The sequence below is a fragment of the Alteromonas sp. ABV2_168 genome, from assembly GCF_056161165.1.
Genome location: NZ_JBSWYQ010000003.1, coordinates 396,627 through 410,074 on the forward strand (window position 1 = coordinate 396,627; position 13,448 = coordinate 410,074).

The 13,448-nt window shown below is 45.8% G+C and carries 11 protein-coding genes; 8 read left to right on the forward strand and 3 right to left on the reverse strand.

Going from position 1 to position 13,448, the window contains the following annotated elements; all coding sequences use genetic code 11:
- Nucleotides 1-41: 41 nt before the first annotated feature.
- Complete coding sequence (locus ACXAH4_RS07335; RefSeq protein WP_474844906.1) at nucleotides 42-500, reverse strand: hypothetical protein; 459 nt, start codon at nucleotides 498-500, stop codon at nucleotides 42-44.
- Between the two features lie 417 nt (nucleotides 501-917).
- On the opposite strand from ACXAH4_RS07335, the gene ACXAH4_RS07340 reads away from it, so the two are divergent.
- From ACXAH4_RS07340 to ACXAH4_RS07360, 5 genes are read left to right on the forward strand one after another with little or no spacing between them, the layout of a single operon-like run.
- A complete protein-coding gene (locus ACXAH4_RS07340) occupies nucleotides 918-1,670 on the forward strand; it encodes an RNA polymerase sigma factor (protein ID WP_474844905.1) in 753 nt (250 codons plus the stop codon).
- Nucleotides 1,663-2,274 (forward strand): hypothetical protein, encoded by a 612-nt coding sequence (locus ACXAH4_RS07345; protein WP_474844904.1) that lies wholly within the window; start codon nucleotides 1,663-1,665, stop codon nucleotides 2,272-2,274. Before ACXAH4_RS07340 ends, ACXAH4_RS07345 begins: the two co-directional genes overlap by 8 nt.
- Before the next feature lie 3 nt (nucleotides 2,275-2,277).
- A complete protein-coding gene (locus tag ACXAH4_RS07350; RefSeq protein WP_474844903.1) occupies nucleotides 2,278-3,753 on the forward strand; it encodes a peroxidase family protein in 1,476 nt (491 codons plus the stop codon).
- Nucleotides 3,754-3,759: 6 nt separating this feature from the next.
- Complete coding sequence (locus tag ACXAH4_RS07355; RefSeq protein WP_474844902.1) at nucleotides 3,760-4,227, forward strand: hypothetical protein; 468 nt, start codon at nucleotides 3,760-3,762, stop codon at nucleotides 4,225-4,227.
- Between the two features lie 21 nt (nucleotides 4,228-4,248).
- Nucleotides 4,249-7,185 (forward strand): CHAT domain-containing protein, encoded by a 2,937-nt coding sequence (locus ACXAH4_RS07360; RefSeq protein WP_474881291.1) that lies wholly within the window; start codon nucleotides 4,249-4,251, stop codon nucleotides 7,183-7,185.
- On the opposite strand, the gene ACXAH4_RS07365 is transcribed toward ACXAH4_RS07360, so the two are convergent.
- Both ACXAH4_RS07365 and ACXAH4_RS07370 read right to left on the reverse strand, forming a co-directional pair.
- Nucleotides 7,182-8,537, reverse strand: coding sequence for an O-antigen ligase family protein (locus tag ACXAH4_RS07365; protein WP_474844900.1), 1,356 nt, complete (start codon nucleotides 8,535-8,537; stop codon nucleotides 7,182-7,184). The genes ACXAH4_RS07360 and ACXAH4_RS07365 overlap by 4 nt on opposite strands.
- Nucleotides 8,534-9,304: a hypothetical protein gene (locus tag ACXAH4_RS07370; protein WP_474844899.1), complete on the reverse strand. Its 771-nt coding sequence runs from the start codon at nucleotides 9,302-9,304 to the stop codon at nucleotides 8,534-8,536. Before ACXAH4_RS07370 ends, ACXAH4_RS07365 begins: the two co-directional genes overlap by 4 nt.
- A 760-nt stretch (nucleotides 9,305-10,064) precedes the next feature.
- Between ACXAH4_RS07370 and ACXAH4_RS07375 the strand changes: the two genes are divergently transcribed.
- Genes ACXAH4_RS07375 through ACXAH4_RS07385 form a run of 3 tightly spaced genes read left to right on the forward strand, consistent with a single transcriptional unit; the run spans nucleotide 10,065 to nucleotide 13,446 of the window.
- Nucleotides 10,065-11,462 carry an undecaprenyl-phosphate glucose phosphotransferase gene (locus tag ACXAH4_RS07375; protein ID WP_303573652.1) on the forward strand — a complete coding sequence of 466 codons (1,398 nt, stop codon included), beginning with the start codon at nucleotides 10,065-10,067 and terminating at the stop codon, nucleotides 11,460-11,462.
- 45 nt (nucleotides 11,463-11,507) lie between these two features.
- On the forward strand, nucleotides 11,508-13,181 hold the full coding sequence (locus ACXAH4_RS07380; protein ID WP_474881293.1) for an ABC transporter ATP-binding protein: 1,674 nt from the start codon (nucleotides 11,508-11,510) through the stop codon (nucleotides 13,179-13,181).
- A 1-nt stretch (nucleotide 13,182) separates the two neighbouring features.
- Nucleotides 13,183-13,446: a PqqD family protein gene (locus ACXAH4_RS07385; RefSeq protein ID WP_303573650.1), complete on the forward strand. Its 264-nt coding sequence runs from the start codon at nucleotides 13,183-13,185 to the stop codon at nucleotides 13,444-13,446.
- Nucleotides 13,447-13,448: the final 2 nt, after the last annotated feature.

Genomic DNA, 13,448 nt, shown 5'->3' on the forward strand with positions numbered 1-13,448 from the left:
ACTGAAAAACTAACAGAAATGCGCTCTTATGAGCGCATTTTTTATTGGAAGCGTTTGTGATGAATCGTGTTGTCGTTTGCGCTGTTGAGCATGAAATCAGGTACTGAACGATAGCCGGGTGAACTGTTTGCACCGTTGTTTTGTTGTGCACTGTGCCAGCTGAATTGGAATAATGTCATCTTTCCATCCTGACCGGATGCGATAATAACCGGCGTTTTCTTTGTCAGTGCGCCGCAACTTTCTGTAATTAAATCCTGAACCTTTTCCTCAATAACGGCTTGTAACGAGGTATTAAGGAAGACGGCATTACATACATTAACTTGTGCGGTTAATGAAAGTGCACTGGTGGCACTGAGAGGCATAACACGGCTGGTCAGTCGCAAAGGGTCATTGTCTTCAGTGGCTCTCAGTTCATTTATCCAGTCTATATTCACCGGGAGCCAGTGGATGTCGTGCTGAGGCGGGTTTAACTGCCGGCAGGTTTGTTTGACTGTGCTCATAAGATTGCCTGCAAACGCCCTGTGATGCTCACCGAAACCGTGAATAACAACAGCTATAACGTGGTTTGACATCTTGTCCTCTCTGACATTCTTATTTATTTAAAGTGTTTATGCAGATACCAGTGAGCCATTCAGGCGGTTTCTCCCACACTTTTTAAGAATAAATCTCATTAATTTTCAAATAATCAATGGTGATTTAAATTTGTGCTTTCTCTGCAGGTGTTGTGTTTCAATGGCTTAGCTGACACAAGATAGCCATATTGTGCTTTTTTTCTTATATATAGAGTGCTGTAAATAAGCCTTTCAGAAGCGGTCGCGATCTTCGATAGGCATTGATTTAACTGGCGTTAGCCGATATGGTTGGAAGCACAAAAGCAATAAAGCACTCAAAAATTTTTACCCGGATTAGGAACACCCGTGACGCACCCCGCCGCACTTATTGAACGCATCGTTCAGGGTGATAAAAATGCAGAAAGGCAGCTCGTAGAAAATTACTATCAGGGGCTGCTTTTTATTTTATACCGACAAACCGATTCATTATCGCTGGCTGAAGATCTCACTCAGGATACATTCGTCGTTGTTCTCAGAAAATTGCGGGACGGTGATCTCCGCAATCCGGATGCGCTGTCTTCTTTTATTCGCCAGACAGGCATTAATACGCTGATAGCCTACCGGCGTTTGCAAACCCGCAGACAAACTGATGTTTCCGATCTTACCGATACGTTTGCTGCGCAAAACCCGACTTTGCTGCACCAGCTGCATGAGCGTGATGCGTCAAATCTGGTTCTCCGGGTGTTAAATCAACTGGGTACAGAAAGAGACCGGGAAATTCTCAGTCGTTTTTATCTGCATGATGAGGACAAAAGCACGATTTGCGACAGCCTGGATTTGACGCCGGCTCACTTTGACCGTGTATTATTTCGTGCAAGACAGCGTCTCAGACAACTTATCGAAGGTGATGATGAAGCGGCTTCCAATGTCAGGCAGATTATCGATGGTGTCATCGTGCTGATGCTGCTAGCGCCGGCAGGCGGGCAGAATGCTTTTTCTCCGCAATTTATATCTTTTACGGAAGAGGTGAGAGTTTCCGTCTCTCACAAGCACTTTAATGAACAGAATGGCCGGATACCACAATCAGGCCAAAAAACTGACCAGGCCTTTTATGTCTGAAAAATATAATGATGAATTCACCCGGCGTTATCTTGCTAAGCAGCTGACTCCGGATGAAGAAATTGCCTTTGAAGTTGCTATGCTCGATTCACATGAGCTGACGGAACAAGTGATACTTAGCCAGTCACTAAGTCAGGCTGTACCTGATGTGGCCGTATTACCTCAGAAAGTCAGAAAGACTGCCTCGTTGCCTGCATGGGGAGCTTTTGCTCTCGCCGCCGGAATCTCAGCCTGGATTTGGCTACCGGCAGCTCTGGTAACATCCGAACCGGAAGTTAGTCCGGCAATTGTTTATCTTGAAGATTTTCGTAGTCACGTGACTCAACCTGTGACTTTACACTTCAATGACGGTGAGCAATTTAAAGTCATTGTCAGTGATGCCCCGCCAGATTTTAGCGGCTCTGTTTACGCTCTTCTTACCAGTGCAAAGGGAGAGGAAATTGAGTCGCGGCTATTGAAGCCGAATGACAATAATGAAATCACGATGGTTATCCGTGCCGGAGATATCGATAACGGAAATTATCAGCTGATTCTGTCCCGTCATGGCGGCAATAATGATAATACTGAGATCAACCGGTTCTCCCTGGAAGTAAAAAAGGACTAAAAAATGGGTGGTGAAGATAGGGATTATCTTTTCGGAAAAACACGGATGCCGCTGCCTGATAAAGAGGAAATTGCAGAGATGGTGGCTGCAATTATTCCCTGGTCCGATCCGATTTCCGAAACGCCTGAGGCTCCTTACACCTCTGCTGGCATGCAAGCGTTATTGACACCGGTCAGTGAAAACCCTGTTCACCCTCCGGAGCCGGCAGGAAGCGAAAAAGTTGTCAAAATTCCTCTGAATCCCGGCAAGTTACCGGCAGGATTTACGTATTGGGGGCAGTGGATAGCCCACGACATTATCTCACCCACCCATCCGGCACAGAATCACTATTCATCAAGGCAGGTTTCTCCGGCTTTGAATATGGACAGCCTCTACGGTGAATCAGGGGGCTTACCTCCGCACTGGCTTACCGATGAACAGGGCTTTTTCAGATTGCCTGATAATGACTGGGATTGTCTGCGTGATAATTGCAATACGCCCCTGCTGTTTGAACCCCGTAATAACGACAATGCGATAATTCTTCAATTTCACAGTCAGTGGCAGCGCATTCACAACCGTATACTGGGAAGCTTATGTCAATCGCCGGAGCAAGACTTGCCCCATCTCTGCGAGGACGTGTCATGGTTTCGTAAAGCGCAACAAATTACTGTCGCTTTGTTTCACCATCTGGTTATTCATGAATGGTTACCTGCTATTCTGGACCGGCAGGTTTATGACTATTACTTTTCTGAACAGCCGCCCGCTGTCACCATACTCGGGAGCGACGAATACATTTCAAGAGTGCCCTATGAATTCAGTCACGCAGCGTTTCGTTTTGGGCACAGTATGGTGCGCGAAACCTATAAACTTCGTGGAAATGACAGTTTCACATTGCATGCACTGCTGACTCATCAGGCTGAAAGAGGAAAGGCCATTCCGCCCATTGACTGGTCATTGTTTTTCGGCGAGTTTGCTCAGGAAGTTCAGCCTATCAACTTAATTGTAGTGTCCGGCATGGGTGGGATACCGGTTTCCCGTAATATCGCAGAGCGTAATATTGCCGCTGGCATGAAAGCAGAATTAATGACTGTTCAGGAGTGTAAACAGTATCTTGAGGGAGAATACCCTGAACTGTTTAAGGGCTGCGGATTGACTATGGACGACAGCGAGTCACTGCTGACAGAGTTGAAGATGGATCCGATGAACCAGGCATCACTGTTTTATACCCTTCACAGGGAAAACCGCCTTCCGCTTTGGCCATTTTTGCTGGCCGAATCTTCCGCTCAGGAAGATAATCCTGGCCACAGAATGGGGAAACTGGGCAGCGTAATCATCGCTGATGTATTACTGCATGCTATCAATGCCGCGAAAAAACAGTTATTCCCGCTAAAAGAAACACAACAAGAACTCGCCATTTGTCTGGATCACTTCAGCAAGCAGTGTGGCGTAGAAAACGCAGCATCTCTTACTATGTCTGCAATTTTATATAAAAAGGAGTAAACCACCGTGGAGTCTTTGAAAGACGGATACTGGCAAACCAGTAAAGCCGGCGTCAACTATGTTAATCACCGCACAATTGTCCCTTCTTTAAGTAGTTATCACCCTGAAGGGCTGGGACAAAACTATCCGGTAAAGTTCATCTTTGATGAGAAAAAAGGCACTTACCAGGTGGTTCTTGGCGGGTTATGGAATGGTACCGCGCAAGCTATTATGAAACTCAGCGAATTTAAGGTTATTGATAAATCGGGTATTTTTATTTCTAACACTATTCCTTTAGATACAGCGCAAGGCACTGATGTGGCAGGTTTTAAATCGGTACGGGTATCTATTGTTGCCTATGAATATGAGCATGAAGAAAAAACGGTACGGGAGTACACGTCAACACTCGCCTGGTTGAGAGATGGCCCGGCGGTCAATGACGGTGATCCGTCAGAGCTCATTCTGACAAGCTATCGCTGGAAACACGACGACTAAAAAAACGGCAGGAACTGACGAATGCGTTTTTCTACAAGGAATTCATTTATTGCAGGTATGCTCCGCAGAGCAGGCTTTGCAGCGCCGGTCTTCTTTGTATTTGCGACGTCAGTTTTTGCTTCCTCTTCAGCTCCGCACACGTTGTGTGGGGAACCTGCCGGATGGGCTGCGCTTAATCAGGTTTATGAGCAGGATGGTGTTTTATTTCAATGTACCGGCCCTTCCGCGTCAGCGTTAAACGTCAATGACGTTCAGCAGGCCTCTTTATTAGCTTTAGTGGCAAAGTTTGATACCGTGTATGTTCAGCACGGCTTGTCACTGCCTGATGATTTTGCGGATCAGATTGGAGCGCTGTCTGTCAGTAGCAAAGACCCTTACTATCATGAGTGGTTGATAAGAAATCTGCTGATAAAACTGGAAAATATGGCCTACAGGGAAGCAGCTTCGCTTGCGGCGGAAGCTATTTCAAGGGATGTTTTCGCCGGGTCTGCTTATGAAAACACAATCAGGCTGATATACCTTCAAAGCACCTTTTCTATAGACCAGTACGATAAAGTTGCACAGGTTTGTACTTCCCCGGAGCTGCTGGGCAGCGCAAAAAACAATCAGCAGGAAGCCGCATTCTACGGTTTTTGTGGTTTTCATGATGTACTTTCTGAGGACTCGTCAGTCAGAGAGTCCGGATACGCACAGTTGCAACTTGGTAGCGCGAGGATAATGGCCGGTACCGATCCCCATCTTTGTGCACAAATAAATAATGGTCTGGCGAGTTATTTTCAGTCGGTAGCAGATTTACCCCGCACTGAACAGTTTCTGGAAGAGGGTATTGCCTGTTTACCTGCTCCGGAAAATTTACAACAGCAGGAGATGCTGGACGATCTCACCAACAATCTGGCCTGGGTATACCGGCATCAGGGGAAGCTGCCTGAGTACCTTGCCACACTCAGAGAGTCGGTTTACCGCCATACTTATAATCTGGCACCGGAAAAGCTTATCGTCAGCTATGCTAATCTGGGGCGGGCTTATATGCTGGTGGGAGATATTGAAAAATCTGAACGATATTATCAGCAGGTATTGCAGGTAAGTAATGCAGAAAACTTCACTACCGATTTCGTAGATACACTAATCTCTCTTGCCGGCATCGCGATTTCGAAAAATGATCTTGCATCCGCTCAAAGCTGGCTGGACGAACTGGCTCCTCTGCAGCGCACCAGACTTCAGGAATCACGATACGAGGTTTTATTTGCAAGAATAAGAGCACGACTGTCGCCTGCAGAGTTTGACGAAGACGCCTGTGTAAGAGCATTAGGACATCTCACCGGCCAGTATTCTGTGACTCAACGTTCACAGCTGATGAGTGACTGGCTGGAGGTGCTGTTACTGGTTAAGCGTTACGGGATGGCTAAAACACTGATAGAAGACATCAGTCAGCACCGCCGGATGACACTATCAGTGAGCCTGGCGCTTGCGAATGCCAGAATGACTCTGTTAAAGGCCGGTGGTGGCGAACATCTTCCTGAAATCGCCGGCATTTTTTACGATGCATTCGCCAGTATTACGGATGCTTCAACAAAATTCAGCAGTAATGAAACCGGGATGAGCTGGTTAAGTCAGTCCCGCAGACTGATCAACAATTACCTATCGGCCATTCTGCCTTCAGACGATGAGCGCATTATAGAGGAAGCTTTGTTTATCTCTGAAAGGTTCTCCGCGATCGTTTTCAACCGTCACAGAATGGCTCTGGCCAGCCAGAGTTATGAAAAAGTGGATGAGACATTGCAAAGCGAGTGGATGTTGGCAAACGCCGCTATGCCTGACCCTCAATCTTCAGCAGAGAATGATGATAAGCAATTTCTCAAAGATAAACTCTGGGAGCGTGTTCAACTGGCCGGCCAGCAACGGGAGCTTAGTGATAGTGAGCCTGTGCAGACATTCTCGTTAGATAAAATCCGTCAGAGCCTCGGAAATAAGCGGGCTATCCTGAAAATTTTTGCACTGGAGAATAAGAGTTGCGCCTATCTTATTTCAGGCCCTTACATAGAACAACAATGCGCATTCAGCCCGGATGCGCTGACTACGTGGATAAGCGGCAGGCTGACGGAGTATCATGGCTTTAAAACCCTGTATTTACTGCCTGAAGGGCCGTGGAGAAATAGTTCTTTTGCCGCTTTGAATGATAAAACCGGAACCCGCTATCTGGGGTTTGAAATGGGGATCGTCAGGATCCTGTCTCTGATGGACTATCAGAGCGCCGGAGATGTAAACAGCGCCGCCGGTAATATTGTTGCTTTTACCAATCCCTCTAATCCGTCACCTGAATATATGTCTGACAGTGAGGCAATGCAGTGGCGCGCAGGGTTTCCTCCGTTACCATGGACAGCGAGAGCTGCGGATGTACTGGCAACTTCCTTTCCTTCAGCCCCCTTACAAGTGTTTACCGGTGATGATGCAACAAACGAAAGCATCACTTCTGCGGCTGCAAGAGATGCTTCCTTATTGCATGTAGGCAGTCATGCCTGGTATTCGCCGGAGTCGCCGGAAACCGTGGGGCTGGTTACTGCAACAGGCGATGAAAATGAACATCAGGGCTATATCTCCTATGAAAATCTGTTCTCTCATGTTTTTCACAACCGTTTAGTCGTTATCAGCGCCTGTGAAACGGAAATGGGCAAATCCTATCAGGGGATCGGGATGAGAAGTTTAAGCCACGGATTTCTCTATCAGGGGGCCGGAGCAACCATTTCAACGCTCTGGAAAGTGCCGGACCGGGCAACAGCTGAATTTATGCAACATTTCTATGTTTCTTTGGCCGGTAACGGAGGCGACATCGCAGATGCCATGCGAAATGCCAGGGGGCTGCTGGCGTCAAAGCGTCGATTCCGCGATCCGAGATATTGGGGGGCCTTCGTGTTTACTGTCACCGGTCCTGACTACGAATTCCTGTCATTAGAGCATTAATCTGCTTTTATTCCGGAGTCCGGTACTGCAAACTTTTCGCACAATACGAATGCTGCTGTCAGTACCGTTATAAACAGCAAAGGCAGGAAGTATATTCCTGCATTAGTATCATAAGCGGCCTGAAATAAATAAGTCGCTATCGCTGCCCTGCAACCTGTCAGCAGGCCATTGAAGGCACAATCTACAGGCCTGAAAATCCGCCAGAGCATATACCCCAAAGGTAATGCCAGTATCAGGAAACCCACAATACCTGTTGTCGCCATGGTTTCGAGGTAGTCATTGTGAGCCCGCTTAGACATTTTAGAAATGCCCAGTGCCATCGGTTTGTAGACATGCTGAATATAAGGGTAAGTACCGGGACCTGTGCCTGTCACCGGATGATCACTGATAACACTGATAGCAGTATTTCTGAGGTGCATTCTGCCATTGTCGGCCATTTTCTGGTGAGCAAAACGGTCATACACAGATGACTGCATAAAAAGAACGGCAGCTGCCAGTAACATTACCACACCGGCGGCAATGCGCTTTACAGACAACCATTGTTTGACGAGTGATTTATGACGCAGCAGGAACAATGCGCCGGCGACTCCTGACCCGCCGGCTAAGGCGACAATAACGCCACGACTGCTGGTATTAATAAGGGTAAGAGTAAGCACTATCAGAGTCAGAATCAGCGTTACAGTAACCATTCGATTGCGGCGGCTTCTGATATTATCGGCCAGCATACCTGCAGAAAGTGCAATACCCAAAGCAATGTAAAGTGCATATTGGTTTTTATAGCTGAAGGTCCCTCTTATGCCGTCTTGCCACTTCAAATCCCATGGCGGAATGTTACCCACCAGTTCAAATTGACCTCCACTGAAGAAATTGAGCAAAGAATACAGTGCTGTGATGGTGCATCCGGTCACCAGAATAATAATTAGTTTGTGCAATCTCTCTTCAGAATGGCAAAGAAGCCATACCGAAAGCAAAAGTAGTGCTATTCCGAGAAATTTTATCCATTCAATCAGACTGGCCTGATAGTAAACCGTCATCCGTACTTCACTTTCCGGGCCATTTAACATGTACCAATGGCTCATGTGCGGGGACAAAAAGTCAGTGACGGTAGCGGGAAGCGGGATCAGATACAAGGCTGCGTATAACAGCCATGCTGCGAACATTATTAAAACGTAGCGGATGCTGCCTCTGAAATGGAAAGAGGATGAGAGAACGGAAAGTGCAAAAAAAACACTGATGCAAGCCGCAGCAAGGATCTGTTCCCATTTTAAATCAAGTCCGTGAAACCAGGGGAAAACTACAAACAGACTACCCAGCATTACAAAAGCAGCGCGATTTACAAACCTGTTTATCATTGATTTGCATCCGGATTGCCGGTAATCGCTTTTAATTTCGCCGTTGTTGCTCTGTCAGGTGAAATTTTTAAAAAAGGGCGTATCAAATTATGGGTTTTCATGGCCTGAACCAGAATACGTTTCACCGGCTGTTGTCTTAATCCGCTTTGAATAACAGGAAGGGCGAGCTCCTTAATATCTGCAGGTAATTCCTCCCAGTGCGCAATCAGATAGCGACCCGCATTAATTTGCACTTCTTCTTCATTTGGCGCCAGCGGTAGCCATGTTCTGAGTAAATTATGGTATGCGGTGACAGGTTGATCGTTTAAAGATGCATTCGCCATGGTAAGGGCAAATGCCTGATAATGTGCCGGCTGTAGTGCGTGAATTCTGGTGATAAACGCATTAAAAAACTCCGGCACGTTGTTTTCACCGCCAACCCGTGCAATCTGCAATTTGTGCAGGGCAAGTGAAGCCTGCAGATACGGGATCTCTGCTTCTCCCGGTTGCCGCATTGATAACCCGGTTAATGCTTCGCTGTAATTTTCAAACGGAATGAGTGAATCTCCGGGACCCGGGAGCGCTGACCGGGACAACGCTTTTTCACCGGAAATCGTTTCAGTCAGCCGGTGCAGTTCAACGTAATCTGACGCTAAAAACAAACACCAGCCGGCAAAAAGTAATGAGCCCGATGCCACAACTAGCCTTGTAAGCGATAGGGTAAGCGGCTCGAGTCCTTGATTTTCTTTGTTATCCAGAGTGACCTGATTCAAAATAGGGTACGCCATAAAGTAAGACTGGTGTGGCATCCGGCGGGACAGCGACCGGTTTACCTCGTATATCTACATTCTCGCAACTCGTATTCCGTTGCAACGAGTATTCCAGCTTTAGTAGTTCGGGAAAAGATTTAAAAAGTTGCGCTTTAGATGAAAGGTATAGGTAAAAAGCAAATGTAATTAAATTACACACTTTAAGTCTTTACGTAGGATCTGTATCCTCAAAGTGTCGTAAAAATTTACACTGAAAACATTAAAGCCCTTAGGAAAATTGTTTTTAGAAAAATTGAATATTCGCATTAATAGCCTTTAAACACCCAACATTTGTTTTGTGCCAGCTACTTAACTGCAAGTATTTAATTTGAGACTATCTGTTTTATGTTTATAAATGTTTCACAAGACAACATGAAATGTTCTTATTTTGTTAATTTTTGGTGAGTCTTTCACCTTGTTGTCAGCATTCTTTACAAAGCGAATTAAAGATACAAAATTTGGGCAGTAAAACACGCCGAAAATGGTCAGTTTCTGATGCATACATCAATATGTAACAATATGCTGTCAGGTTCACCTTATTATAAATAAAATAATTCACGCAGTTACTTCAAGGTTTTTTCACGGAAGAGATACATAGCCTTTAATTGAAAAAGTTGGTATTTGTTTTGCTTTGCTTAGACTAATGGAGCAGGCGCATTCACGAGACTTCAAACAAATACCGTGAGTAACCGAATTATAGTTACCCAAAATTTAACGTTACACGCAAGGATGGTTCATCATGGGAAACGGCTTCGTTAGAAACAACATAAATCAATTTGCCGTAGTATACCGCTTTGTTGATTTTCTGATCATCCAGCTCACTTTGCTGGCTGCATGTAATTTATATGGTGTGCCCATCGACGTGCACTATCATTTGCTTGGCCTGATTGGAAGTACTACCTACCTGCTGTCTGCTGAACTATTCTGGCTGTATCGTTCCTGGCGTTCAGGTACCTCTAAAGAACTGATTTTTTATACCGTTGTAAGCTGGTTTGTCAGTACTGTTGTGGTGCTTTCCTATCTCTTCCTGTCTAAAACGTCTGACGACTATTCCCGCGTTGCGTTGTCATCATGGGTTATCGTTGCCCCTGTTTTCCTGTGCTCCTGGCGTATGTTTATGCGGGCCTTCTTGTATCATGTGCGCAAGAAGGGCTTTAACAGCCGTTCCGTTGGTATTATAGGGATGAACGAGAATGCTGTTGCGCTGGCCAATGAGCTGAAACGTAACCCTCATACAGGTTTCAGAATCGACGGTATCTTCGATGATCGTGATACAGACCGTCTGGCGATTCCTGATGGTATGAAAGTAGAGGGCTCAATTAACGACGCCATTGCAGCAGTCAGAAATGGTGAGTTTGATCAAATATTCATAACATTGCCGATGACAGCCAACAAACGCATTGAACAAATTCTGCATCAGTTGGGTGATACAAACGCTGAAGTTCACTTCGTTCCGAATTTCTTCATGTACAACATGGTTCATTCCCGTCTTTGTAATATTGGTAATTTACAAACAATCAGTGTGTTCGATACGCCCATGCGCGGAGCGACAACTGCGATTAAACGTGCTGAAGATATTTTCCTCGCAACGTGCATTCTGGCTGTTATTGCAGTCCCTATGTTATTTATCGCAGCGGCTGTGAAGCTGACATCTAAAGGTCCGGTCATTTTCAAACAGAACCGGTACGGGGTAGACGGGAAGAAAATTAAAGTATGGAAATTCCGTTCTATGACCGTTACTGAAGATGGTGATAAAGTTACTCAGGCAACCAAAGGCGACGCCCGGATTACCAAAGTCGGTGCATTTTTACGCCGCACATCGTTGGATGAATTACCCCAGTTTATTAACGTTTTGCAGGGCTCAATGTCTGTTGTCGGTCCCCGTCCTCATGCTGTCGCGCACAATGAGATGTACCGCAAAACTGTTAAATATTACATGCTGCGTCACAGAATCAAGCCGGGTATCACGGGGTGGGCGCAGGTAAATGGCTGGCGTGGTGAAACAGACACCGTTGAAAAAATGCAAATGCGTGTGCAGTACGATCTGGAATATATTCGAAACTGGTCTTTGTGGCTCGACTTTAAAATTGTTATCTTTACTTTCTTTAAAGGCTTCGTGGGCAAAAACGTTTATTAACGGGTCTTCTCCCGAAGTCAGTTGCAGTAACAGTATCGGATAAACATGTGGACTAAAAGCCTGTACTTTGGCAGGAACATATTTCGGCACTACAGGCTTAGTTTTCTGTTTATCTTCGCCATCCTGATGGCAGAAACTGCTCTTAATCTTACTATTCCTTATGTTGTTGGTAAGCAATCAGCCGCCGCAGTAGACAGCAATTTCACTTCTTTAAACGAACTCACACTTTACCTTGCAGCATGGTGTGTGCTTTTCGCTGTTCAGTCACTCCTGAAATTCTTTTCTACTTACCAGTTGAATGTATTGGGGGCCAGGTTAATGGCCAACCTTAGCTGCAGGTTATATGACCACGTGCAAATCATGCCGATGAAGTATTTTCAGAATACGAATAAGGGCGATGTGTTATCGCTGCTTACCTACGATTTAGGAACAGTGAGTTATTTCGTTACCAGTGTTCTGACAACCTTACTTCCCAATGTACTGGTGCTGGTGGGGAGTGTGGTCATGATGTATCTGATTGAACCACTGGTCGCCGTGCTTATCATCACCCTTGTGCCTCTGGTTTATGTCGTGACCAAACTGGTTGGCAGGCAGATTCATCCTCTGTCTAAACAAATTGTCCAGAAGCAGGCCGATACACTGGCTATTGCCAGTGAGAATATCAGCACAATTTCCCTGATAAAGTCGTTTAACCGCGAAGAGGCAGAGTCCAGCAGGTATAAATCTCATACAGGTGAAGTGCTGTCATTAAGAACCAGACAATTTCGTTATCAGGCCATGCTGCCGCCGCTGATTCAGTTTCTCGCCTCAGTGTGTATTATCACAATTATCGGGGTATGTTTGTTGCAGTTTAAAGCGGGCAAAATTGATGTATCAGACATTGTCAGTTTGCTTCTTTACGGCATGATTTTTACACGGCCCGTAAGTGCGCTCGCCGGGTTATACGGGCAGACGATGCAGATGAGTGGTGCTTTATCACGTTTACTCGCAATGCACGCTCAGGAAAGGGAGCCTACAGAAACAGGGCTTGCTGAACTGGCTGCAGAAAGAGGCGAGGTGCGTTTCGACAATGTCTGTTTTTCCTATCAGGACAATGCAGATATATTGTCAGATATTTCTTTTACATTAAAGGCCGGTGAAACGGCGTTGATAACGGGTGAGAACGGGGCAGGTAAATCTACCTTGTTGCACTTACTCATGCGCTTCTTTGAGCCGTCCAGGGGACATATCAGCATTGACGGTCAGGATATTTTTAAAGTCACCACCACGTCAGTGCGGGCTTGTATAGGTCATGTCTCTCAGGATGTCGTATTATGCAATGGCAGTATTCTTGATAACATTACTTACGGTGTTGAGAAACCAGAACCGGATGATATCGATAAAGTATGCAAATTGTCCGGACTTACTCATATTGTGGCGAAGATGCCGGCAGGAATGAGCACTTTAGTCGGCGAAGGCGGTATCAGGCTATCTGGCGGGCAAAGGCAACGTATCGCTCTGGCCAGAGCATTACTGAAACGGCCAAAAATCTTATTGTTCGACGAACCTACATCGATGCTGGATGAGGGAGGAAGACACCGTTTTAAAGACGAATTTGAACATCTCTTTAAGCACTATACGGTATTGATGATTTCCCATGACCCTACAATTGCCGATGTGGCAGACCGGTTGTTTGAATTGCAAAACCGGACATTAACTGAATTGGTAGTAAAGGAATAACATGACAGCTTATAAATTGAAAGAAGACGTCCTCGCTCAAAAAGTCGTCGATGAAATGGTGATCCTTGAGCCGGAGAACGGTGAGTATTTTACAGTTAACGGTGTCGGCACCGAGATGATTTCATTACTTGAAGAGGGCAAAGATGAGGATGATGTGGTATCAGCAATGGTATCCCGTTTTGATGTATCTGAAGATGAAGTCAGGAAGGACTACGCTGAGCTTGTGACTTCGCTCCTTGAACAGGGTCTCATTGAGAAAGTGTAAGC

What these genes read in the sequence shown, in the direction of transcription:
- ACXAH4_RS07335 (WP_474844906.1), bottom strand. Translation starts at nt 500, where the DNA reads ATGAGCACAGTCAAACAAACCTGCCGGCAGTTAAACCCGCCTCAGCAC.
- ACXAH4_RS07345 (WP_474844904.1), top strand. Translation starts at nt 1,663, where the DNA reads ATGTCTGAAAAATATAATGATGAATTCACCCGGCGTTATCTTGCTAAG.
- ACXAH4_RS07350 (WP_474844903.1), top strand. Translation starts at nt 2,278, where the DNA reads ATGGGTGGTGAAGATAGGGATTATCTTTTCGGAAAAACACGGATGCCG.
- ACXAH4_RS07360 (WP_474881291.1), top strand. Translation starts at nt 4,249, where the DNA reads ATGCGTTTTTCTACAAGGAATTCATTTATTGCAGGTATGCTCCGCAGA.
- ACXAH4_RS07365 (WP_474844900.1), bottom strand. Translation starts at nt 8,537, where the DNA reads ATGATAAACAGGTTTGTAAATCGCGCTGCTTTTGTAATGCTGGGTAGT.
- ACXAH4_RS07370 (WP_474844899.1), bottom strand. Translation starts at nt 9,304, where the DNA reads ATGGCGTACCCTATTTTGAATCAGGTCACTCTGGATAACAAAGAAAAT.
- ACXAH4_RS07375 (WP_303573652.1), top strand. Translation starts at nt 10,065, where the DNA reads ATGGGAAACGGCTTCGTTAGAAACAACATAAATCAATTTGCCGTAGTA.
- ACXAH4_RS07380 (WP_474881293.1), top strand. Translation starts at nt 11,508, where the DNA reads ATGTGGACTAAAAGCCTGTACTTTGGCAGGAACATATTTCGGCACTAC.
- ACXAH4_RS07385 (WP_303573650.1), top strand. Translation starts at nt 13,183, where the DNA reads ATGACAGCTTATAAATTGAAAGAAGACGTCCTCGCTCAAAAAGTCGTC.